This is a genomic window from Paenibacillus hamazuiensis, from assembly GCF_023276405.1.
Classification (GTDB): Bacteria; Bacillota; Bacilli; order Paenibacillales; family NBRC-103111; genus Paenibacillus_AF; species Paenibacillus_AF hamazuiensis.
This window is the reverse complement of sequence record NZ_JALRMO010000001.1, coordinates 4165735-4189717: the sequence shown is the minus strand read 5'-3', so window position 1 is coordinate 4189717 and position 23983 is coordinate 4165735. Positions and strand designations below refer to the sequence as shown.

Annotated in this window: 16 protein-coding genes; 14 read left to right on the top strand and 2 right to left on the bottom strand. The window is 51.3% G+C overall.

Annotation, left to right across the window (positions count from 1 at the left end; all coding sequences use genetic code 11):
- The first annotated feature begins 38 nt into the window (after positions 1-38).
- From MYS68_RS18255 to MYS68_RS18240, 4 genes are all read left to right on the top strand, one after another.
- Positions 39-5471 (top strand): NEAT domain-containing protein, encoded by a 5433-nt coding sequence (locus tag MYS68_RS18255; RefSeq protein WP_248927213.1) that lies wholly within the window; start codon positions 39-41, stop codon positions 5469-5471.
- Positions 5472-5561: 90 nt separating this feature from the next.
- Positions 5562-6446, top strand: coding sequence for a heme ABC transporter substrate-binding protein IsdE (isdE, locus tag MYS68_RS18250; protein WP_248927212.1), 885 nt, complete (start codon positions 5562-5564; stop codon positions 6444-6446).
- A gap of 47 nt (positions 6447-6493) precedes the next feature.
- The gene (locus MYS68_RS18245; RefSeq protein WP_248927211.1) at positions 6494-7477 is read left to right on the top strand and encodes a FecCD family ABC transporter permease; all 984 of its coding nucleotides are present in this window, start codon (positions 6494-6496) and stop codon (positions 7475-7477) included.
- On the top strand, positions 7467-8237 hold the full coding sequence (locus MYS68_RS18240; RefSeq protein WP_248927210.1) for an ABC transporter ATP-binding protein: 771 nt from the start codon (positions 7467-7469) through the stop codon (positions 8235-8237). The genes MYS68_RS18245 and MYS68_RS18240 overlap by 11 nt, the downstream gene beginning before the upstream one ends.
- An 87-nt stretch (positions 8238-8324) precedes the next feature.
- Here the strand turns inward: MYS68_RS18240 and MYS68_RS18235 are convergent, their stop codons facing one another.
- A complete protein-coding gene (locus MYS68_RS18235; protein ID WP_248927209.1) occupies positions 8325-9212 on the bottom strand; it encodes a LysR family transcriptional regulator in 888 nt (295 codons plus the stop codon).
- 113 nt (positions 9213-9325) lie between these two features.
- On the opposite strand from MYS68_RS18235, the gene MYS68_RS18230 reads away from it, so the two are divergent.
- The 3 genes from MYS68_RS18230 (at position 9326) to MYS68_RS18220 (ending at position 13360) form a co-directional block, all read left to right on the top strand.
- Positions 9326-10711, top strand: a complete 1386-nt coding sequence (locus MYS68_RS18230; RefSeq protein WP_248927208.1) for an MFS transporter — start codon at positions 9326-9328, stop codon at positions 10709-10711.
- Positions 10712-10808: 97 nt separating this feature from the next.
- Positions 10809-11621, top strand: a complete 813-nt coding sequence (locus MYS68_RS18225) for a response regulator transcription factor (RefSeq protein WP_248927207.1) — start codon at positions 10809-10811, stop codon at positions 11619-11621.
- A gap of 17 nt (positions 11622-11638) precedes the next feature.
- The gene (locus MYS68_RS18220; protein WP_248927206.1) at positions 11639-13360 is read left to right on the top strand and encodes a cache domain-containing sensor histidine kinase; all 1722 of its coding nucleotides are present in this window, start codon (positions 11639-11641) and stop codon (positions 13358-13360) included.
- 2 nt (positions 13361-13362) lie between these two features.
- Here the strand turns inward: MYS68_RS18220 and MYS68_RS18215 are convergent, their stop codons facing one another.
- The gene (locus MYS68_RS18215) at positions 13363-14346 is read right to left on the bottom strand and encodes a hypothetical protein (RefSeq protein ID WP_248927205.1); all 984 of its coding nucleotides are present in this window, start codon (positions 14344-14346) and stop codon (positions 13363-13365) included.
- Positions 14347-14511: 165 nt separating this feature from the next.
- Between MYS68_RS18215 and MYS68_RS18210 the strand changes: the two genes are divergently transcribed.
- The 7 genes from MYS68_RS18210 (at position 14512) to bglB (ending at position 23980) form a co-directional block, all read left to right on the top strand.
- Positions 14512-15924, top strand: coding sequence for an ABC transporter substrate-binding protein (locus MYS68_RS18210; RefSeq protein WP_248927204.1), 1413 nt, complete (start codon positions 14512-14514; stop codon positions 15922-15924).
- A gap of 162 nt (positions 15925-16086) precedes the next feature.
- Positions 16087-16926, top strand: coding sequence for a carbohydrate ABC transporter permease (locus MYS68_RS18205; protein ID WP_248927203.1), 840 nt, complete (start codon positions 16087-16089; stop codon positions 16924-16926).
- A gap of 17 nt (positions 16927-16943) precedes the next feature.
- The gene (locus MYS68_RS18200) at positions 16944-17816 is read left to right on the top strand and encodes a carbohydrate ABC transporter permease (RefSeq protein WP_248927202.1); all 873 of its coding nucleotides are present in this window, start codon (positions 16944-16946) and stop codon (positions 17814-17816) included.
- 277 nt (positions 17817-18093) lie between these two features.
- Positions 18094-19398, top strand: a complete 1305-nt coding sequence (locus MYS68_RS18195; RefSeq protein WP_248927201.1) for an ABC transporter substrate-binding protein — start codon at positions 18094-18096, stop codon at positions 19396-19398.
- Positions 19399-19444: 46 nt separating this feature from the next.
- Entirely contained in the window at positions 19445-20347 is a 903-nt protein-coding gene (locus tag MYS68_RS18190) for an AraC family transcriptional regulator (protein WP_338043584.1), read from the top strand.
- 16 nt (positions 20348-20363) lie between these two features.
- Positions 20364-22901: a hypothetical protein gene (locus MYS68_RS18185; RefSeq protein WP_248927200.1), complete on the top strand. Its 2538-nt coding sequence runs from the start codon at positions 20364-20366 to the stop codon at positions 22899-22901.
- Entirely contained in the window at positions 22898-23980 is a 1083-nt protein-coding gene (gene bglB / locus MYS68_RS18180; RefSeq protein WP_248927199.1) for a beta-galactosidase BglB, read from the top strand. The genes MYS68_RS18185 and bglB overlap by 4 nt, the downstream gene beginning before the upstream one ends.
- Positions 23981-23983 lie beyond the last annotated feature (3 nt).

Sequence of the window (23983 nt, the reverse complement as noted above, 5' to 3'; positions counted from 1 at the left end):
GCTTTGCTCCAAGACCGATAAAGAAGGAGTGTACCTAAGTGTTGAAAAGCAATATAAGGCAGTCCGTAGCTTTATGCCTGTCGCTGGCATTGTTCCTGTCGTCACTGCTGACCGCCCTGCATATAAATTCCGGAACAGCGGACGCGGCTGCAGCTATTCCGGATAATGTATATCCGGTCAGCTACCGGTATGTGAAGGATGGCACCGGTTATGACTCGGCTGCAAATCTGTATTTGTCCGTTCCCGGTTCAGGCAAACTTATCGTTCAAAACGGCAAAATAAAATTTGAGCATGAAATTGCTCCGCAATATTACGGCTATTTTCAATATCTCGCTTATCGTAATCCCGGCGCCGCCAAGGCGGTCATTAATGCGGCAGCCAATACGGCTGCAGGGACGGAAGGTTATACGCCTTTCCCTGTCCGGACCGCAGATAACGGATCCGGCAATTTAATCGCCACGATCAATATCGAAGACATTACCAAAAAACAAGATGTGCTCATGCATGTCGTGATCAAGAATGCTCCCGAGTTTGGAACCGGTTTTGAATATGATTATTGGTATAACGTTCAGTTGGAAATTGATACGTCAGGCCTTCCCTCGGGAGGAAACGACGGCGGGGGGACCGGCGGCGAGCCCGAACAGCCGGTAACGATCGTACAGCTGCAAAGTCTTGTGTCCGTCTCCAAATCTGTGTATGAAAGCACATATGAAGGGAACGGTTTGGGAGACGTGCCGGCAGGCAGCAAGCTGACGTTCTATACGAAGATCGTGCAGGCGGAAAATTTCATCGCATCCGGGAATACCTCATCCGCCGCAATCAAAGCAGCGTATAATGAACTGATGGCGGCTTACGAGACCTTTACAGCATCGAGATATTCCGCGGACAAAAGGGTCCTTCATTCGCTCATTGCCGTTGTAACTGAATTCAGAGACGGAATCAAAGAGGCCGGTTACGCGGAAGGCAATCCGGGCGGCACCCTCGTTCCCGTATCGCCGGGCGAGTTCATTGTAGGTCCTAAAAACACGATAACGAGTGCGATCGAGAAGGCGCGGAAAGTAGCCGACAATCCCAAGGCAACACAAGCTGAAGTCGACGATGCCGTGAGGATACTCACCGGACAATACAACTCCGCCAAGGATTCTTATTACATAATCAGTTCTGATTCGGTAAAAGTGATTGCCCTGGATTCGCTGAATCCGACAACCGTTCCATCTGCTCATTCATCGCTGATCGCCGGTACCGCTTCATTTATCGGTACTAAAGGAGCAGATACGGGGACCAAAGCGAACATCACGTTTAACACCTCATCGAATATTACCGATGTGAAGGCGCCGAACGTTTCAAGCACCGGCGGCTACACCGCCGTAGAGTCGGCCGTTCCCGCCTTTAAAAAAGGCACGGATACGAATAAACAAATGTTTCAAGTAACCGTCAGAAGATCGAATGTGAATGAAAATACAAAATGGCTCGGGTTAACGTATCTCCGGTATAAAGTGAACGGAGCGGACCAAGTCACTTACCTCAGCTTCAATGCGGATCAGCTCGATGCTTTGAGTCAAGCTGCGGCTGCAGCGCAAAAGCTGCTGGACGCGGCGGCTGTTATCCCGGGAGCGGAAGCGGCTTATGAGGCGGCAAAAAACGCGCTGCAGGCCAAGATTGCCGCAGCCAAGGAAACGGCGGCCAATTTGGCGGCGACCAGGCCGCAAATCTATGAAGCGGGCACGGCTTTGGATCAGGCGTTGAGCGCTTTTAAAGCGACGGTAACGGTATCTTACCCGCTTTACTACTCAACCGTTCATGCGACAAACGACGCTTTCTCCAGCGCAGACAGTTATTTCGTGAAACCGGCTGTCATCACAACGGACAACGACGTTACCTACGCTTCCTTGACGCTAAAAAGCAGCTCTCTCATCAAAGAATTCAAAGTGAAAACAGGCGGTCAATACGTCGATGCGTCTGTCGTTAGCGAGGACACGGCGGCAAATACGAGAGTGGTCCAATTCGCGGTCGACAGCTTGTCTTCGCTGCTTGACGCGAAGGTACGTATCGTAGTGCCTGCGCAATCTTATGATCAAACATACGATATACGCTTGAATTTTAATAATGTGGATAATGGCGCGCTGGCACAAGCTATAGCGGAAGCGACGGCGGCCTATCGGTCTGCGGTGGTTGGCACGGAGCCGGGCCAGTATCCGCAAGCGGCGAAAACGGCGCTTCAGACGGCGATTAATATCGCCGGGGCAGAAGCTTCCCGGTTAACGGGTACGGCCGCACAGTCCGCAGCTGCTCTGGCGGCGCTTCAGCAAGCTTTGAATACATTCAAAGCGTCCGTTATTGTGGCGAATCCTAATCCCAATCCCGGAACCGGAACGGGAGAAATTCCGGACGGCGAATACCCGATCGGCTTCACCATCTACAAGGAAAATACAAACGAGCCGTCGGTAATGTACGATTATGTAGACAAAACAAGCGGAAAATTATCCGTAAGAGGCGGCAAGAAATATATATCGTTCACCTTAAAGCAGGACACGGAAATTTTGAGCTTCAAAACGAAGCTGAATGCAAGCTCTCCGTTAACGGAGACAGCGGTGGTCGCTAGAAACAGTGCCGCCAACGAACGGACCGTGGAATTTGAAGTGGAGGATGTAACGAACAAAGTAGACGGCTGGGTAAAAATTTATTGGGTATTGCCGGCCCCGATTGGAATCTACGACCACGAATACAACGTTCAAATCGGCTTCAGCGACCTGCCGGTCATTCCGGGGCCGGTCAATAAAGCAGCTTTAAACGCGCTGATCGCCGATGCGCAGGCGAAGCATAACGCGGCCGTTGAAGGAACTGCGGCAGGACAGTATCCGGCGGGCTCGAAGGAGGCATTGTCGGCAGCCATTTCGGCGGCACAAGCTGTGGCTGCCAATACGTCGGCGGCACAGGAGCAGGTGGATCAAGCATTGGCCGCTTTGCAGACGGCAGTAAACGCATTTGCTTCGTCGGTTATCACGGCCCCGGGAACCGTTCAATTACCTGATGGCGAATACAAGCTCGAATTTATGATTTATAAAAAAGGAACGGCCGATCAGTCCGTTATGTACGATTATGTGGATCAAACAAGCGGCAAACTGAAGGTCGAGGGAGGCAAAAGATACGTCTCGTTTACTTTGAAGCAGGACGCGGAAATTAAAAGCTTCAAAACAAAGCTGAATGCGGACTCGGAGTTAACGGAAACGACCGTTGTCAGCCGAGACAGCGCAGCCAATACGAGAACCGTTCAATTTGAAGCGGAAGATTTGAACAAAAAAATCGACGGCTGGGTGAAAATTTACTGGGAGCTGCCGGCCCCGATCGGTATTTACGATCACGAATACGACGTTGAAATCGGCTTCGGCGGCATTACGGTGGCGGATTTGTCCAAACCGGTTAACGACGGTCAATACAGCTTCACCTTTGCAGCAGCACCCGATGATCCGGCTGCTGCTCCGATCGGCAGCTTGGTTGAATCCGGCGGCAGTCTGAAGGTCCAAAACGGCAAAAAGCTGGCGACCTTCAAGCTGAAAAACGGCGTAACGGCAAGCAAAATCGTACAGCTGAATGCCGATGGCACGGTGAACAAGGAAATCGTACCGCAGTACTCCGCGAAGCAGCAGCCGGGCCTCGTAAGAGTGCTGGCCGATGAACGGGCGGGTACAAATTTGCAGTTTGAAGCCGACGATTTGACGGCAACGTATGCAATCACGTTATCCTCGGGAGGCACTGAAACGTCGTATAAGCTGCTATTTCTTAGCGTATCTCCTGTAGGTACAGTGACGCCAACGAATCCGGGGAATCCGTCAAATCCCGGAAACGGCAGCGGCGGCACCGGCGGCGGTTCGACCGGAGGCGGGGGTACAGGCGGCGGATCGACGGGGGGCGGCAGCACCGGCGGCACCGGCGGCGGATCAACCGGCAGCTCCAACCTGGCCGAAGGCAAGTACACGGTGAACTACACGATTTTGAAATACGAAACCGACCAAAAATCCGTGATGCAGGACTATGTCATTACACCGGGTATACTTAGCGTCGAAGGCGGCAAGCAATATTTTTCCATGACGCTCAAGCAAAGCAAGGAGATTACTTCGTTTAAAACGGAAGTGAACGGTTCCTTGACGGAAACCGAGGTTATCGAAAGAAACCAGGATAAAAACACCCGTGTTGTCCGCTTTGAAGTGAAAGACTTGTCCGCGAAACTCAAAGGCTGGGTTAAAATCGATTGGGCGGAAATGAACTATTTCCACTCCTACGACATCGAGATATCGTTCGATAAAGCAAGCGCCAAAAAGGTAAGCTCGGATACGAACCTCGGCGGCGGCTCCGGCGCGGTAGTGGCCACGCTGAAAAACGGCGAATACGATTTGAATTTCAAGGTGCTGCAGCATCGGAACAACCTGGAATCCAGATACAACGACGTCTTCGAGCACCCTGCCAAATTGATTGTGAAAGACGGCAAGAGAAACGTCTCTTTGACGATCAACGACCATAAGCAGGTGGACGATTTCAAGGTGGAATCGGAAAAGGAGATTGAAAATGCCGCAGCATCCGGTTTGACGGTGACCACCGAAAAGGTTCTGAATTCCGCCACGGAAGTAAGCAAAGATGAGACGGCGAACAAACGGGTTGTCAGCTTTGAGGCGAAGGATTTGACCGTACCGGTGCATGTGCAGCTGGATATAGTCGTTCCACCGACGGAAGCCGAGCTGGAGCAGCATAAAAAAGATGTGGAAGCAGCGGAAGCAAGCAATGACGGTTATATTCCCCAGCTTCAGAAAAAGATTGAGAAGGTAGACGTCGATTTTGTGTTCGACATTGATGCGTTAGGCAAAAAAGTTCAGGACGAAGAGGCTGCCGGCTCCGAATCCGCAGCTGAAAATCCGGCTGCAACGGAAACAGGAACGCCAACGAGCCTGAGCGACATTGAAAACCACTGGGCTAAAGCAGCGATTGAACGTGCCGTGGCGCTCGGTATTGTCGACGGATATGAGGACGGCAGCTTCCGTCCTGATGGCGAGGTGAGCCGTGCCGAGTTTACGGCAATGATCGGACGTGCGCTCAAGCTGGAAGGCAAGCAGGCGGAGCTGGCGTATGCGGATATTGGCTCGATTCCGGCATGGGCAAAGCCATATTTGGAGCAAGCCGTAGGAGCGGGTATTGTGAACAGCTACGAAGATAATACGTTCCGTGCGGAACGGCAAATTACGCGTTCGGAGATCGCGGTTATGGTTGTCAGAGCGTTAGGCCTTCCGGTTGACCACAATGAAAGCTTGTCTTTCGCGGACGCGGGGCAAATTCCGCAGTGGGCGTACGCACAGGTGGCGGCTGCGGCGAAGAAAGGCATTATTAACGGCAGAGACAACAACGTGTTTGCACCGAACGACAGAGCAACGAGAGCGGAGGCGGTCACGTTGATTATGGCCCTGCTGAACGGCGGCAAGTAATTCGTGGCGTGGCTCTAATCCGATCGGGGATGCCGGGATACCGGCGTCCTCCATGATTTTTCGGATACAGGGGAAAGGAGGAGCAGCACCATGAAGACATGGCTAGGATCAGTGCTGGCTGCCGGCTTGCTGCTGCTGTTTGCAGGTTGCTCCGGGGGCACCGGAGAATCGATTGCCGCTTCGCCGCCGGGTGACGCGTCAGGTGACCGCAGGGTGGTCGCGACTACCGTGGCTGTTACGGAAATGATGGATGCGCTCGGGGTAGATTTGATAGGCATTCCGAAAAGCTATAAAAAATTGCCGGAACGGTATAATGGCGTCACACAAATCGGCAATCCGATGAGTCCCAATATGGAGGTCGTAAAATCGCTCGCCCCGACCGACGTATTGTCGGTTACGACTTTGCAGTACGATCTGGCCCCCGTTTTTAAAAATGCCGGAATCCATGCGGATTTTCTCGACTTGACCAGCGTGGAGAAGATGAACGAAGCGATACGGGCGCTTGGAACGAGATACGGTAAGGAGAAGCAGGCGGAGGCGATCATAGCCGAATTTAACCACACGATGGCTGAGGTGAGGGAACAAACGGAAGGTAAGAAGCAGCCGTCGGTTCTGATTTTATTGGGGGTGCCCGGCAGTTATTTGGTCGCCACCGAACGTTCTTATATCGGCGACCTTGTCAGGCTCGCCGGCGGGAAAAATATCGTGCAGGGAGAGACCGTGGAATATTTGGCTTCCAACACCGAATATTTGCAGCAGGCGAATCCCGATGTCATTCTCAGGGCGGCCCACGGCTTGCCCGAAGAGGTAGTGGAGATGTTCGACAAGGAGTTTAAGAAAAACGATATATGGAAGCATTTCGAAGCGGTCAAACACAATCGGGTATACGACTTGCCGGAGGAGCTGTTCGGCACGACCGGGAACCTCGCTGCGCCTAAAGCGCTCCAAGCTTTGCTGAAAATGCTGTATCCGTAAACGGCGGAAGCACGTTGCCATTATTTCGTATATGAAGGAACCATACAATGAAAAAAACATGGGCGAGTATGATTGTTGCGGTTGTTTTGCTGGTTGTGCTTACGGTGGTATCGGCAACCACAGGAAGCATCAAGGTGGGCGGTCTGGAGCTCATCCAAGGACTGATTAGCGGAACGAACAAAAGCGTGCAGGTGATTAAAGATTTGCGCTTGCCGAGAATTATTGTCGCTTTATTTGTCGGAGCGGCTTTGGCGGTGTCCGGTGTGCTCCTTCAGGCGGTGATGAGAAGTCCGCTCGCCGACGCCGGCGTCATCGGCATTTCTTCGGGATCCGGAGTGTTTTCCCTGCTGTTTGTCACCTTGTTTCCAACGTTTTTTTTCTGGCTGCCGTTGTTTGCATTTTTAGGAGGGGCTATAGCGTGTTTTCTCGTTTATTCGCTATCGTGGAAAAGCGGTCTCAGTCCGATCCGCATTATATTGGTAGGCATCGCGGTTAACGCGACCTTCGCCGGTTTGGGGCAATCGTTTAACTACCGGGGCAGCTACGCGGTGACGAGCATCAACCCGGCGACGACGTCGACATTTACGATGAAAACGTGGGGCGATGTTCAAGTGATGGCCATTTACGGCACTCTGGGACTTATTGTCGCGCTGATGCTTGCTTCATGGTGCAACCTGCTGTCCCTGCAGGATAAATCGGCCCAAAACCTGGGTCTTAACGTAACCAAGGCGCGGCTCGTTGTTTCGATCGTCGCTGTTTTGCTGGCGGCTGCCGCTACGGCCATCGGTGGATTAATCGCCTTTGTCGGACTTCTTATCCCGCATATCTCCAGGCTGCTCGTCGGCTCGGACCACAAGGTGCTTATCCCTTTTTCGGCTCTTGCCGGCGCCTTGCTGATTTTGCTCGCGGACACGCTTGGAAGGACCGTTCTCGCGCCTTCGGAAATACCGGCTTCCATTATTATGACAGTCATCGGCGGGCCGTTTTTAATATTTTTACTGAGGAAGAGTGAACGGCTTCATGGAAATTAGAGCGGTAACGTTTTCGTACAATAACAAAACCGATCAGTTGAAGTCGGTGAGCGGCACAATAGAAACCGGGAAAATAACGACGATTATCGGTCCGAACGGCTGCGGCAAATCGACGCTTCTCGGCGTGATGTCGCGCAATCTTACTCCGCGCAGCGGTCAGGTTGTCATGGACGGCAAGGCGATCGCCGCTTATAAGCCGAAGGAGCTTGCCAAAAAACTGGCTGTCGTGCACCAGCATAACGATGCTCCCTCGGATATGACGGTGGAGAGGCTGGTCGGCTTCGGACGGATGGCCCACAGAAGTATGTTTGCTTCTCCCGCCGGGGAGGACACGGAGGCTGTGGAGCAGGCGCTCACCCGCACTAATCTGCAAGCTGTCCGGAAGTTGACCATAGACCGGCTGTCCGGCGGAGAGAGGCAAAGGGTGTGGATCGCGATGTCGCTCGCGCAGAACACGCCGTTTTTATTTTTGGACGAACCGACGACATACTTGGATATTTATTACCAGTTCGAGCTGCTCGAACTGATCAAACGCCTGAACACCGAACACGGGCTGACTATCGTGATGGTGCTGCATGACATTAACCAGGCGATTCGTTACAGCGATCTGCTTATCGTGATGAAAAGCGGAGAGATCGTTGGGGCCGGCGCGCCGGATGAGGTGATTACGGAAGAAATGGTGAAAACGATATACGGAGTTGAAGTTGCCGTCAAGAAGGACCCGCTGGCAGGCATGTATATAGTTCCTTTAGGGATTTAACCCGATGGAACGGGACGAACTGCCCGATCCCTGAAACTCCAGGGTGAGGGCAGTTTTTTCGCCCCAAAACAAGATGGTGAGGCATGTTTAATTTGTCTTCTTGGATATCGACCCGAAATATTCCAAAACTACCTCGCGGAATTCCAGAGCCGCCCGCGAAATGTAACGGCTTTTGCGCCATAATAAAGCAATCTCCCGCACCAACTCGTGTCCCTCTACTTGGAGATAATGCATACGGTCCCGTAGATTCATTGCCGTGCTTGGTATGAAGGCAATGCCGATTCCGGCTTCCACAAGAGCGCTTAACCTGGCGGGTTCATTTCCTTCATACACATATTTGGGTGTAAACCCGACCGATTCGCATACAGAGTCCAATAGATCGCGAGTGCCGTGGCCTTTCCTAACGCCGACAAACCATTCATCCTTTAATTCCGGCAAGGACACGCTGCTTCGGTCAGTCAGCCGATGCCCCGCCGGAACAGCTATGAGGATGGGGTCGATGTATACGATTTGACACTCTATGTCATCTTCCTCAATAGGAGGGGAGGATAAGCAGAAGTCGACCTCTCCCCGATGAATAAGCGTAACCATTTCCTGCGTGGTCAGCATTTGCACATGAAAATGGATATGGGGCCGTTTTTTCCTAAACTCATGTAGGATATGGGGCAGCATACCTGCGGTATTCACCGCCAAATTCAGCGTGCCGTATTCCGGGTTGGACAAATCGCTGAGCTCCTGCCTCCCCTGTTCCAATTCAAACAACGCCTTTTCCGCCCGGCGAAGAAATCTGTTTCCGTATTCATTAAGCCGCAGCTTCCTCCCGGTCCGATCGAACAGGGGCACCCCCAGATCTTCCTCCAGGCGCCCGATCGTTTTGCTTAGCGACGACTGAGTAACATGCAGACTTCGCGCCGCTTCGGTCATATGTTCCAATCGGGCCACCGCGAGAAAATATTGCAATTGAAGAAGTTCCACTTCGACCCCTCCATTCATTCCTTTCAGTCAATGAAATCATAACATAAAATGCGTTGGAGTAAATAATTGATTTCAAGTACGATGTCATCAAGACATTATGGGAGGGAATCGAAATGAATGCTCGCAATTGGTGGTTGATGATTTCCGTAGGACTGGGGATGCTGCTCAACCCGTTAAATTCTTCGATGGTCGCCGTCGCTATTCCCAGGCTGCAGCATGAGTTCCAGCTTGACTTTACCGTTGTTTCCTGGATTATTTTCACCTTTTATATTGCAAGTGCTATCTCTAATCCTGTCGTGGGAAAGGCCAGCGATTTATTCGGCCGCAGGAACATATTCCTTGCCGGGCTTATTGTAGCCTTCACCGCATCGTTATCAGCTCCGCTGTCGCCAAACTTCGGGTGGCTCCTCGTGCTGCGCATTGTACAATCCATCGGAACAAGCATGACGATTTCGGCCGGAATGGCTATTATGCGTATTCATATTAAGGAGAAACAAGCGACCGCACTGTCCGTTGTGACCATCTTCCAATCCGGAGCGGCAGCCATTGGACCTTTTATCGGCGGAGTTTTGATTCACTGGTGGGACTGGCCCGCTATTTTTTTCGTCAATATTCCGTTCGTAGCGGCAAGCTTTCTATTCTCTTGGAGGATGATTCCAAAGGATGAAACCTCACCAACCGTTGTATCGGGCATATCCTTTCGTAAATGGTTGGATTTGATCGATGCGCCGGGGATTTTGCTCTTCACAGCGGGTTTGGTTCCCCTGCTCGTCGGATTATTGTCGGTAAAATCATCCGGGCATGTCTCGTTGGCATATGTCGTTGTCGGGCTGACAGGCCTTGTTCTTCTGGGTGCTTTCGTACGTCATGAGATAAAGACGTCGTCACCCTTCATACCTTTGCGCACATTGGCCAAATATCCGGCGATCACTTGGGTTAATGTCCAGTTCATGGTCGTAAACTTACTGTTTTACGCCCTCTTTTTCGGGATTCCGTCCTACTTGCAAACGGTGCGTCATATCAGCGAGTTTCATACAGGAGTTCTCATGTTAAGTTTGGGAGTATGCTCGCTCGTCGCTTCTCCGCTGGCAGGACGATGGATCGATAAATCGGGACCCAGGCCGGCATTGCTCGTGTCCGCAATCCTGATGACACTCGGGTCCGTATGGATCGTGACATGGAATCAAACTTCTCCGCTTATCAGCGTCTGTCTGGCATTGGCTGCATTCGGTATCAGCAACGGGTTGAACAATGTCGGCATGCAAGCGGCTCTATTCAAAAGTTCTCCAAAAGAAATCATCGGTGTGGCATCCGGTTTATTCAGTACATCAAGAAACCTGGGAGCCATTCTCTCTTCGCTGCTCATAGGCATCGTTATGGGAGGCGAATTCAGCTTCGGGGGATTTCAAGTGCTGGGAATTATCCTCACGGCGGTTGCATTCTCCTTGGTATTCATGAATCGGCGGCGCCAAGAGCCGAGGCAATGGCAAGAGCCGTAGGCGATCATCAGTAATTCCTGCATCGACAGCTTCAAAATATTCAGATAAAATAAATACAGCTTTGTAAGTATTTTGAAGCAAGGAGAGGTCGGGATCGATGGCCGCAAATTCCGCCAGTGTCTTGAAAATACTCATTGTCGACGATGAATATTTTGTCAGGGTCGGTTTGCAAACTACGATCGATTGGCATGAGCATCATCTTGAAGTCGTAGGCGAGGCCGAGGACGGGGAAACCGGCCTCGAGATGGCCGTCCGGTTAAAACCCGATATTATTTTAACCGATATGAATATGCCTTTTTTGGATGGGCTCGGGTTCATGGAACAAATGCGAAACCGCGGGGTCACGGCGAAGGTGATCGTACTGAGCGGATACGACGATTTTCAATATGCCCGGGGATCCATCGCGTACGGCGTTTCGGATTATTTGATGAAGCCGATCGAGAACGACAAGCTGCTCGCCTCGGTGAACAAAGTAGCGGACGCCATCCGTAAGGAAAGGATGACGGAGAGCATTTATAAGGCGAAGCTGATTCAAGATCTGCTTGTCGTCCTGAAGCAGCTTCGCAGCAGGAAAACGGCCGGCACGGACAAGGTGGTCAAAGATGCAATCGATTATATCCGGCGGAATTACGATAAAAATTTATCGGTCGGCGAGATAGCCGAAAAACTGTACACCAGCCCTTCGAATTTGATGCATGCTTTCAAAAAAAACACGTCGATGACCGTAAACGATTACATCACCGAATATCGGATCGAGAAAGCCAAAGCGCTGTTAAGCACGAACCGGTACAAAATTTACGAAGTTTGCATTCGGGTTGGCATGAAGGACCCGAGGCATTTCAGCCAACTGTTTAAAAGATATACGAATGTGACCCCGAAAGAATACATGAAAAGTCGTATTTACGACTGAACGGGGGGCAACCGGGAATGCTTGCATTAGGCAAAATGAAAATCAACAGCCGGATTTTCTGGCTTATTTTTATTTGTCTGCTGTTGTCGTCCGCCGCGATTTTCCAAACGTCCCGCATCGCCGTGCAGAAAAATATAGAAGACTCCATGTATAACTACGTGAGGCTGAATCAGGAAAAGGCCGGAGCGAACGTAGAGAGCGTCATCGACCAAGTCAATATGTTATCCGTTCGGCTGCAGACCAATAGCGAGATATACAATTTGCTGGAGGATGCCCGTCCGGAGGGGGAGAAGCAGGCGAAGCTGATCGATCTGCTGAACGATATGATGATCGACCGGACGATTGTAGGCGATATTGTTATTTTGACACACCATGGCAGCGCTTATAATTACAACAGACAGCAGCCGGCCGATATGCCCGGCCGCTCTTATCTGAATGAAATCGAACATTCGAATACCCCCGTCTGGGGCGGAGTGAAAAAGGATGCGGACGGAAATTCCCATATCCTGCTCGGCCGAAGATACCAAAACTTTTTCACAGGCCAAAATTTGGGCTGCCTTGTCGTTTATATCAAGGAGAGAGCCATTCATAATATTTTAAAAGATGTGATCGTCCCGGATCGGGGATATTCCTTTTTGACGGCGGACGATTCGTACATATTGTCTTATCCGGCGCCGGAGCGGGCAGGCGCAACGATATTCGACAACGATGTTTTTATGGCGGGATCCGAGCTGAGCTTTAAGAAAATCTCATTAGCGGGCAAACCCGCTATCGTGACCCGCTATCCGCTGCGCGGCAATTTGGCGAAGCTGGGGTCGAACTGGAGCATCGTCAGCGTCGTTTCCGACGAAAAGCTTTTGGAAAATGTGAATAAAATCAATACGTATGCGGCATTTATCCAGATCGCTCTGCTGCTTGTCGCCATCCTCATTTCTTATTATGTCTCCAAGCGGATCATTTTGCCCATCCGAAGGCTGAACGGCAAAATCAATCAATTTAACGGGGACGCGACAGTCGTTCCGTTTCGGAAGTCGAAGGACGAATTATGGGTATTGGAAAACAGCTTCAACGAAATGGTCGTCCGCATTCGCGAGCTGATCGAGCGGCAAAACGAGGAGAAGGACCGGCAGCGTGAAATGGAGCTGGTTGCCCTGCAGGCTCAGATCAATCCTCATTTTCTTTATAATACGCTGGATGCGATCGGGTGGATGGCCAAGATTCACAAGCAGAAAAATATCGAGGAGATTGTCGTGGCGTTATCCCATTTTTATCGGCTCGGGCTTCATAAAGGGGATAAATATATTACCGTTGAAGAAGAGCTGGGCATCGCCAGGAGTTATATTGCGATTGAAACGATGCGCACTCCCGGCAAGTTTGAAGTGGAATACGACATTTCCGGGGAAATATTACATTTTATGATGCTTAAAATGCTTCTGCAGCCGTTGATTGAAAATGCGATTAAACACGGAATTCGCGGGAAGCGGGGAAAAGGACGCCTCGTCATTAAAGGTTACCGCTCCGGGGACGAAATCCGGTTTGAAATTACCGACGACGGGGCCGGTTTTGCGGTGGGCGAGCTGGAGAAAGCGGACGCCGCGCCCCGTTATAACGGCGGAGGTTACGGAATCCGCAACGTTAACGAACGAATCCGTCTCGAATACGGCGCCGAATACGGCGTAACGATTATAAGCGCCATAGGGCGGGGGACCACTTCGATCGTGACGGTCAGGCCGAAGTGAGTTTACAAGAACGCCCGGATTTTTTTGTAAAGCTCGGCGAGAGGCCGGACGATGCTCCTTTTTAACAAAACGGCAAGCAAAACGGCAAGCGAGCTGGAGAGCAGCGTCAGCAGAAACAGGGACACTTTCAATGAATGAAGCTTCGACATGGCGTTCTCCAGCGGAATATCCATGACGATCTTGTCGGTGCCGGAGCCCAGTACCGGACGGAACAAAATAAGCCGGTCTCCGCTATCGGAAACAAACGCCCCTTCGGGGGCTTGTTGGATGATATCGAGGTCTTCCGTGTCGAGAGCGTCCTTGTTGGCGTCGGGGAGCATTCGGGCGATATTTTTGCCGTCGTGGAACAGGAACGTTTGGCTCCGGCGGAAAAGGGAATTGGTCGTATTGAAAAAATCCAAAGCTTTTGCGGCATCAAGATCGACAATCATGATGCCGAGCAGGGATCCGCTATCGTCGAAAGCTTTTAGCAAATAAGTTAAAGTTCCGCCCGAACGGTTCGCCGTGCCGCCGGCGCCATCCTCGCCGTCTCTGATCACCCACGCGGATTTTTCCGAAGATTGGCCGATGAAATTGCGGATCGCCCGGTTTTCCTGCAGCGTCTGAAACGGCGGCATGTTGGACATCCGACTGAGCGAATAGACGGTTCCGTCGATTTTATAGATCGATATTCCTAAAACTTTCAAATTCAGACCGACGGAAAGATTATCGAGCACCGGCTGCAGCTCCATCGATACTTTCGGCTGCCTGATTTCATCGGCCATCATCGGGTTATTCAAGATGACCTTCGCAGTTTCTTCGATCGAGTTCATATATTGAACGAGCTGTTCGTTGGAGTTGCGAAAATAATTGTTCGAGACTTCGATAAATTCCGCCTGAACGGTTCTTTTCGCCCATTGGAAAGAAAAGATGGCAATCAGGATGGTGCACACCGATATAGTTGAAAGCGCAATCATGACGATTCTGAGAGACAGAAGCCGGAACATCACCGCACCTCCCTATTCTGGAACGTATGTAGCTGCATTATAACAGTTTTACGAACATTTTTGCAGAATCGCATCATTTATCGCCCTGTAAGAAAGCGTTATTATTAAAGCAGCAACGTTGCGAAGAAACGAAAAATGAGACAAAAGGGCGGTGCACGCTGTTCTATGAAGAAACGATTGATGGCAGGACTTGGCCTCATGACCGTGCTGGCCACAGCTGCGGCTTGTTCGGGCAACAATGGTGCAAGCGGTACAAGCAACGACCCGTCAGCGGCAGCAGGAGGCACAAAGCAAGTCGTTTTTCATAACGGAGATTGGGTAAAGGACGAAGACAAAAGACTTCCTCAGTTCAACGCCTGGAAACAAAAGCTGGAATCGGAAAATCCGAATCTGAAGGTCGTTCCGGATTACTACGCTTACGATGTGAATACGTTTCTTCCGAAGGCGGAAAGCGGCCAACTGCCCAACATGTTCAATACCGTCTTTACGGAACCGACGAAAATTATTAATGCCGGGTATGCCGCGGACATTACCGAGTATATGAAGAAATACGGCTTCGATAAAGCGGTGAATCCGGACATGCTGAAGCTGGTTTCGAAGGACGGCAAAATATACGGAATACCCGATAGCGGCTATTACATGGGGATCTGGTATAACGTCAATTTGTTCAAGCAGGCCGGATTGCTGGATGATAAAGGCGTGCCGAAATTCCCGAAAACCTACGACGAATTGGCCGAAACCGCGAAAATCATTAAGGACAAGACCGGCAAAGCGGGCTTTTTCTTCCCGACCAAAAACAACCAGGGCGGCTGGCAATTTATGACCATCGCCTGGGCCTATGGGGCCGAGTTCGAAAAGCAGGTCGACGGCAAATGGAAGGCGGTGTTCAACAGTCCGGAAGCGGTTCAGGCTTTGCAATATGTCAAAGATCTCAAATGGAAATACAATGTGCTGCCGGACAATGTGCTGGTCAATATCGACGACGGATTCAAGCTGTTCGGGACCGACCAGGTCGCCATGGGATTTGCCTCGACCGACTGGGCTAAACACCCCGTTAACGATTATAAGATGAGCAAGGACAATATGGCGATGTCGGCGATACCGGCCGGCCCGAAGGGCCGGGTGGCCTTATTCGGAGGCAATCTCAAAATGTTCGCCAACAACGCGTCGCCGGAGCAAATTGAAGCCGGTTTCAAATGGATCAAGGTGGTCGGCAAGTCGCCGGATATAGATCCGGAATCGTTGAAAGGTTTGGAAGAGCAGCTTGCCAACGATAAAAACTTGAACCGGGTCACCGGGGTTCACGGCTTGCTTCCGTGGGTGAACAAGGAAAAGATCGATGCGATGAATGCGCTTTATGAGAAATATACCAACGTCAATATCGATCTTTGGAAAGATTACATGGACAACAAAGGGGTAACTATCAAACCGGAAGAGCCGATCAACGCCCAGGAGCTTTATAAAGGCTTGGATGCCGTCATCCAGGCGGTGCTCACAGATAAAAACGCGGATCCGAAAGCTTTGCTCGACAAGGCCGCTGCGGATTTTCAAAAGGATTATTTGGACAAAGCGAAGTAAATCCGGAAGGATGGCAGACCCGGCGTCTGCCATTCGTCCTCATCATTCGTAAAGGATGGATCGGCTTTGGATGCAGCGCAGCAGCAACAGAAACAGCATGCGGTACGCACCGCAGCGAAACCCGGGTCATGGAGGAAAACATTCGGGGAGATCACTTCATGGTTGTTGATTGTTCCCAGCCTCGTATTTTTTATCGTCTTTCACTGGGAGCCGCTCCTTTCGGGCATCGTCTTGTCGTTTTATAAAACCGAAGGGTACCGGGCTGTACAGTTTATAGGCTTGCAAAACTACATCGACGTGATCACAAATTCCGTTTTTCAGCAGACGCTTGTCAACACGTTTCTATATGTGATCTGGTCGCTGATTATCGGATTCCTCGTTCCGATTGCCGCAGCGATCATGATTAACGAGATGCGGATGTTTCAATCGTTTTTCAAATTTGCCGTGTTTTTCCCCGGAATGGTGCCGGGAATCGCTGCGGCGCTGCTTTACGTCATTTTGTTCGAACCCGGCGCGGGCGGAATTTTAAATGCGCTCATCGGCAAAATCGGATTGCCTCCGTCGCAATGGCTGCAAAATGCCCAGTTGACGATTCCTCTCATTGTACTGGTCATGACCTGGAGAAGCTTTGGAGCGACGGCGATCATCTACTTGGCGGGTCTGCAAGGAATCAATCACGAGCTGTACGAAGCCGCCTCGCTGGACGGGGCCGGAGTTTGGCGGAAGCTGAGGCATATCACGATTCCGCAAATATCTTCTTTTGTCGGGATGCTGCTGATCCTGCAGGTGATCGGCGTGTTTCAGGTGCTGTACGAGCCGCTGACGATGACCGAAGGCGGCCCGAACAACGCATCGATGTCGCTGAGCCTGCTCAGCTATCAATATGCGTTTCGTTATTTCCAGGCAGGCCAGTCGTTGGCGGTCGGAGGCATATCGTTCGTTATCATCTCGCTTATCACGATCGTTTATTACTTAATAAACAAAAAAGACCGGACCGACTAGGCGGTGGGAGAAAAAGCATGAAGGAAACAAACGGTATCATCAGTGCGCTGGATTATAAAAATCCCGGGGTTAAGCTGCTTTATTGGCTGGTTATGCTTGTGCTTTTTGGGATATCGCTGATTTGCCTGCTTCCCCCTTTATGGCTGCTGGCTTCAAGCGTGAAAAACATTAAGGAGTTTTTTAGCGTCCCTCCTACGCTTATTCCGCACTCCTTCGAGATTCATAAGCTGTGGGAAACGTGGCGCGAGCTGAATTTTACGCAGCTTTATTTAAACACGGCCTATATCACTGCAGGTTCGATCGTATTTGCCATCGTGTTTAACGGCATCATGGGGTATTTTCTGGCTGTGCTCAAACCTAGAGGCAGCAAATTATTGTTTGCCGTCATCATGTGGACGATGTTAATGCCGAACACGCTCGGCATCGTGCCGATATTCCAAAATATCATTTCTTTTCCGCTGCTTGGCGCGAATTTGATGAATTCATTTTGGCCGATGTGGATGATGGCGGGGTCCTCGGCTTTTTACGTCATCATTTTCAAAAGTTTTTTCGAAAAGATTCCTCCTTCTCTGATTGAAGCCGCGAGGCTCGACGGGGGAAGCAAGCTCGCCGTCTTCGGCCGCATTGTCCTGCCCATGAGCAAACCTATTCTCGCCACCATTACGATTTTTACGGTCAATGCGGCATGGGCCGATTTTTTCTGGCCGTTTATGGTGCTGAAAAAGAAGCAGATGTGGTCGGTGGCGGTGGCTGTTTACAATTTGAAAGAACTGGTGCCGATGGATATTCAGTTCATCGCATTGACGTTTGCGATTATTCCTCCTGCGATTTTGTTTATTTTATTTCAAAAGTATATTATGCAAGGTTTTACTTTCAGTGGAATCAAGTAAAAAAATCGCATCCCTGCAAACGCTGTCGGGATCAGCGAAGATTGGCGGTTTCCATGATTTAACGGAATATGATTGGAACCGTTTTATGGATTTTGCAGATCGATATCGATGAAATCGGGGTTCATGCGGCCTGTTCGGGTTCGGCTGCATGAGCCCGTTTTTTTTTGCACACCACAGCAAGATCCGTTAAATTCTCAGCAATAATCGACATTCCGGCCAATTTCATCTGTGATATGATCTGATTGTAAACGCTAACACGATATGAGGGAGTGTCGAAATGAAAACAAAAATAAAGTCGGCGATGTTATCCGTTCTTGCAGCTGTTACCGCTTTCAGCTTGACCGCCTGCTCGGGAGGCGCAAAAACCGGCGCACAAGATGCCGGAAAAAGCGACTCCGGCACCAAAAAGGAAGTCACCCTCGATTTTCTTTGGTTTACCGACGGCATTGAAGGCGATGTCATGAAAGGGATTGTAGCCGATTATCAGAAGCAAAATCCCAACGTGAAGATCAACCTGATCGATGTTGCCTATAAGGATTTGGCAACGAAGCTGAAAACGATGATTTCCGGCGGCAAACCGCCCGCATTGGCCCGCATGACCGATACGGGATTGTTCGCCAATCAAGCCTTGGATTTAACGCCGTATGTCGGCAGCGCGGACAGCTTTACCTCCCAGTTTATAGATTCCATCAAGCCTTATTATGTGGTGGACAACAAAATCATTGCCGCCCCGATGGACGTTACGGCTAACGGCATCATCTACAACAAAACGTTGTTCGATAAAGCGGGAGTCAAGGTACCGACCTCCAAAGATAACGTCTGGACATGGGACGAGTTTACCGCCGCTCTCAAGCAAGTCATGGATAAGGGCGGAGCCAAATACGGTCTCGTATGGGATTTCACGCCTCACCGGTGGTCCACCATGCTGTATCAATTCGGCGGCAGCATGATCAGTGCGGACGGTAAAAAAGCGGCCATTAACAGTCCGGAAGGCGTACAGGCATTGGAATATTTCGTCAAGCTGCATAAAGACGGCATTATTCCCCAATCGGTCTGGTTAGGCTCGGAAAACCCGAACAACCTGTTCCGTTCCGGAACGGTAGCTGTTCATTGGGCGGGCAACTGGATGCTCAGCAACTATAAGGACATCAACAACTTTGAATGGGGCGTCACCTATATGCCCAAGCAAAAAATCCGCTCCTCCGTACCCGGCGGCAAATATGTAATGGCTTTCAAAGGTTCGGGTGTGGAAAAAGAAGCGGCGGAATTTATCAAATATTTATCCTCCAAAGAAGTGAACGCCAAATACGACAAAGATTCGTTGTTCATCAGCCCGCGCAAAGACAATGCCAAGCTGGATTATGCCTTCGGCAAAGAGATGTTCGAAGTGTTTGCCGACGAGCTGGCCAATACGACTCCGCTTGCGGCTAACGATTGGTCCAGACAGGACGTCGTTCCGAAATTTTCCACCGATTTGAAAAATAACATCGTTGAGGCAATCTCGGGCAAAACGACCGCGAAAGACGCGCTGGACAAAACGGCCAAGCTGATCGACAAGGCGATCGGCGAGCAAGGCAAATAAATATTTTGTGCCATGTAAGGGCTACCCATGCGGTAGCTCCTTCTCTTTGGCAAAATCGATCAAGCAGGGAGCGTGGCGGCACATGGCGCATTATGCCCATTTTCCCACCAATACCGCATTGAAGCGGGAGCGCATCTACATTCGGCATCAGGTTTCGGAATGGCAGGACAGCTGGCCGCTTCACACGCACGACGGTTACGAAATATATTTTTTCCATCAAGGCAACGTCAATGTAATCGTCGGGAATGAAATTTATCAAATGCAGCCCGGCGACATGCTGCTGTTCAGCGGCGATGTGCTTCATCGTCCGAACCCCGCGAAAGACGTTCCGTATATCCGGAGCTACATCAATTTTACGGCGGACTACATCCAGGAGATGGCCGGCGAAGAGCTGCAGCAGAAGCTTCTCGGTTTGTTCAGCCATCCGAACGGCCTGCTGATCCGTTGGAGTGAAGGCGGCGCGAAGGAAATAGACGACCATTACGCCGCCATGTTTAACGAGAAAGAGAAGGAATCGATCGGAAAAGAATTTATGATGCAAAGCCTGATGGTGCAGCTCCTCCTGAAAATTTACCGCAAATCGAAAGAGATGTACGCTCATCTGACCGTGCCGGCGCAATCGCAGAAAGAGACGAACGTCCGCCGCATTTTAACGTACCTGAATCAGCACTATAAAGAGTCGATCGCTTTGGAGGAACTTTCCAAGGCGATGCATTTAAACAAATATTACATGTGCCATTCTTTCAAAGAGGTCACCGGGATATCCATCAACAACTATATTACGCGCAAGCGGATTGATGAAGGCAAAAAATTGCTGCGGTTATCGGACGAACCGGTCGGGCTCGTCTCGGAGCTTCTCGGCTTCAACAATCCGATCCATTTCAGCCGCATGTTCAAGCAGTATGCCGGCGTCTCTCCGCAGGCATACCGAAAATTACATCAGGAATGAAGGGAAGAATATAAAGATGACAACCGGCAGCAGCTATTTGACATATTCTCCGTTAAAGCTAAACCATCTTGTAATAAACCGCTGGCTGGTCAGCGGCATTTTGACCCGGAACGTACGGTTCGAACCGATGACGATGGAAGGGGATATCAACGACTGGCTGATTAAAGGTTTTTCCATTCATGAAAATCCTTGCCGCAAGGAATTTGTCGATGCAAGGCGCTCGTCCAAACCGGAGCTTCCGTTTTCCGGGCCGCCTTCGCTTGGCGGCAAAGTTTCGCTCTGGGGAGCGGAAGCGGAATGGGAAATTTATTTCCCCTGGGGAAACTCTCGGGTGGAAGAGTCCGGTTTTTATTATGTCCCCACGCACATGCTGCGATACGCTTACACGACCGTGGTCAGTCCTGCCGCGCACAAAGCGGTGTTTAACCTGAAAACGTGCGGAGCGGTGGCGCTCTGGGTGAACGGTCGCCAGGTGTGCGACTTCACGCCTTTCACAAGAAACATCGAACAGAAGACGCAGGTGGAAATTGAGCTCCAAGCCGGGGAAAACGAATTTATCGCCTGCCACGAGGACTTGGCGGAGCGCGATACGCTTTATCATTATACGTTGGAATACACAGGCTCCGAACAGCTTGAAATCCGCCTCCCACTTACGGAATCGGAATCTGCCAGGGATGTGGCGGCCATGGAAGATGCGTTCCACCGGGCGTATTTCCCGAAGGACAGCGTAACCGACGACGAGATCCGCATCGTCTTTGAACGGCCTTTTGGTCGGGGGATCACGTTCGATGTGAGCTACAGCAGTTTCTTCAGCGGGCAATATACGATGAAGAGAGAGCTTGAAGCCGGACGGCAAAATCTGATTTTGGGCCACACCTCCGATTTCGGAGTGGACTATAAATATTTTGAGCTGAGCACCCGCATCGGCAATGCGAAGATCCGCAAGCTGTTCGGCATCGAGCTGCACAACAACCGGTTCCAGCCTCAAAACAGCGAAGCGATGACGGTGCAGGAACGCAAGCGAACGGCGCTGGAGTGCGTTGCGGCGCTGGGCATTCCGAATATTCATACGGCGATCGCCAAGCTGAAAACCGGGGGAGCCCCCGAAGTAACCGGAGACATGATCCTTGACGGACTTGTCGGCATTCAGGAGAGACGGGACTGCGCCGATTTTTATTTGATCGCTTTGTTCCGCTTTTGGCGCGATTACCGCGACAGCGGCTTGTTCGACGAAGATTTCTGGGGCCGGGTCAAGGATACGATTCTTGGCTTCCGTTACTGGATAGATGAGCCGGGGGACGATGTGATGTGGTTTTTCAGCGAAAACCATGCGCTGCTGTTCCATAGCTGCCAGCTGCTGGCAGGCCAGCTGTTCCCTGACGATATATTTACAAATAGCGGCGAAACCGGGGCTGAGAGACAGGCGAAGGCGGAGCGCCAGCTGATCGGCTGGTTCGAACGATTTTTTGCCGAAGGATTGGCCGAATGGAATTCCAGCGCCTACATCCCGATCGATTTCCTCGGACTCATACAGCTTTACGACCTGGCCGAGCTGCCGGTTTTGCGGGAGCAAGCCAAGCGGGCGATGGACATGCTGTACGTGTACATGTTAACCGAAGCCCATGACGGCTATTTGACGTCTACGTTCGGGCGCAGCTACGAGAAAGAATTGCTCGGCAACCATGCGGCGGGAACGACCTCGCTTATTTGGGCCGGTTACGGCGTGGGCAACGTTAACAGCACTTCCTTTAATGTGTCGGTTTACTTGTCGGATTACACGCCGCCGCAGGAATTGGCCGAACTGACGAAGCTGAGCCCGGAGGAGGAGCTGGAATTCCGGCTGGAACAAGGCAAAGACGGGTACGCCAAGCTGATTCATTACCGGACGGGCTCCTTTGTGCTGTCGAGCATCTCCGATTTCCGCGCCGGCCTGAAAGGATACCAGGAGCATGTCCTGCATCTCGCCTTTTCCCCCGAAGCGCAAATCTGGGTGAACCATCCGGGAGAGATTTATTCCCACGGCTCGGGGCGGCCGAGCTTCTGGGCGGGGAACGGTTATTTGCCGAAGGTCGGACAAGTCAAGGGGCTTGGAATCTTACTTTTCAATATCGATCCCGAGCACGACGCCGACTATACGCACGCCTATTTCCCGACATATGCATTTACCCGGGTCGAGGCACGCGGATCGTGGTTTTTCGGCGAAAGAGAGGGAGGTTATGCCGCCGTTTACGCAGCAGGCGGCTTGGAGCTGAACCAAACCGGCATTACCCGCGGACGCGAGCTCATATCGAAAGGGCGCCGTAATATTTGGCTTGTGACGGCGGCGGGCCGTGAGGAATTCGGCTCGTTCGAGCAGTTCGTCGATGCCATGGTGAAGATGCCGTGCGAAGTATCGACGGAAGATTTGCAGGTGCGGCTCGCGGATCCGCGATACGGAGAAGTGCGTTTTGGCTGGCAGGGGCCGCTGACCGTAAACGGCGAGGCTGTGCAAATCGCGGGCTGCGGGGCGGAAGGCAGATTGGTGCGAAACAAAAGGGAGGTTTCCTTCAGATGAACCGTGAGACAATTTTAAGCGCGATCCGGCGTGTGTCCGATGCTATGAAGTCCATGAAAAACGAAGGAATGGACGAAATTTATCCGATAGGGCTCATTGACATTCATCTGTGGGAATGGCCGCAAGGCGTAGGGCTCTACGGGATGTATCAGTATTACCAGGAGACGAAGGATGCGGAAACTTTGCGGTTTTTGCAAGATTGGTTCGATGCCCGCATCCGCGAAGGATTGCCCGAGAAAAACGTCAATACGTGCTCGCCGCTGCTGACGCTGATCTCTTTATGCGAGCTCACCGGCAATGAAGAGTATATCCGGATTTGCGACGAGTGGAGCCGCTGGATCATGGACAATAAAGACGGCTTGATCCGGACCGGGGACGGTGCGTTCCAGCATATGATTACGGGAGATCCGAATGACGGGCAAATTTTGATCGACACGCTTTTCATGACCGTGCTTTTCTTTACGAAGGCGGGCGTCTATTTTGGGCGGCCGGAGTATGTCGAAGAGGCGAAAAAACAGTTTTTGATCCATATCAAATATTTGTACGACCGGCACTCCGGGCTGTTTTTTCACGGATGGGACTTTAATGGAAGGCATAACTACGGAGCCGTGCGTTGGGGGCGCGGCAACGGCTGGTATACGTGCGGCATCGTCGATTTTCTCGACATGGCCCCGATGGAGGACGGAATCAAGCAATATTTGCTCGATACGATGCGCAGCCAGGTTCAAGCCCTCGCTTCGCTTCAAACGGATGACGGCATGTGGCATACGGTGCTGGACGATCCTTCGTCCTATAAGGAAACGTCTTGTACGGCCGCTTTCGGCTACGGCATTTTGAAAGCTGTGCGCAAAGGTTACCTGGAGCACGATTATTTGCCTATCGGGCAAAAGGCGCTCGCGGCCGTGCTGGATCGGATCGACGCAAACGGCGTCGTGCAGCAGGTTTCGTACGGCACGCCGGTAGGCAATGATGCGCAGTTTTACAAAGATATCCCGATTTCCCCGATGACCTACGGTCAAGCTTTAACGCTCCTCATATTGATGGAAGGTTTGCGCCATGTCAATGGTTCGAACGGTTAACAT

Excerpts from the sequence above, each read along its gene's own strand:
- isdE (WP_248927212.1), top strand. The coding sequence starts at position 5,562 with ATGAAGACATGGCTAGGATCAGTGCTGGCTGCCGGCTTGCTGCTGCTG.
- MYS68_RS18245 (WP_248927211.1), top strand. The coding sequence starts at position 6,494 with ATGAAAAAAACATGGGCGAGTATGATTGTTGCGGTTGTTTTGCTGGTT.
- MYS68_RS18240 (WP_248927210.1), top strand. The coding sequence starts at position 7,467 with ATGGAAATTAGAGCGGTAACGTTTTCGTACAATAACAAAACCGATCAG.
- MYS68_RS18230 (WP_248927208.1), top strand. The coding sequence starts at position 9,326 with ATGAATGCTCGCAATTGGTGGTTGATGATTTCCGTAGGACTGGGGATG.
- MYS68_RS18225 (WP_248927207.1), top strand. The coding sequence starts at position 10,809 with ATGGCCGCAAATTCCGCCAGTGTCTTGAAAATACTCATTGTCGACGAT.
- MYS68_RS18220 (WP_248927206.1), top strand. The coding sequence starts at position 11,639 with ATGCTTGCATTAGGCAAAATGAAAATCAACAGCCGGATTTTCTGGCTT.
- MYS68_RS18215 (WP_248927205.1), bottom strand. The coding sequence starts at position 14,346 with ATGTTCCGGCTTCTGTCTCTCAGAATCGTCATGATTGCGCTTTCAACT.
- MYS68_RS18210 (WP_248927204.1), top strand. The coding sequence starts at position 14,512 with ATGAAGAAACGATTGATGGCAGGACTTGGCCTCATGACCGTGCTGGCC.
- MYS68_RS18200 (WP_248927202.1), top strand. The coding sequence starts at position 16,944 with ATGAAGGAAACAAACGGTATCATCAGTGCGCTGGATTATAAAAATCCC.
- MYS68_RS18195 (WP_248927201.1), top strand. The coding sequence starts at position 18,094 with ATGAAAACAAAAATAAAGTCGGCGATGTTATCCGTTCTTGCAGCTGTT.
- MYS68_RS18185 (WP_248927200.1), top strand. The coding sequence starts at position 20,364 with ATGACAACCGGCAGCAGCTATTTGACATATTCTCCGTTAAAGCTAAAC.
- bglB (WP_248927199.1), top strand. The coding sequence starts at position 22,898 with ATGAACCGTGAGACAATTTTAAGCGCGATCCGGCGTGTGTCCGATGCT.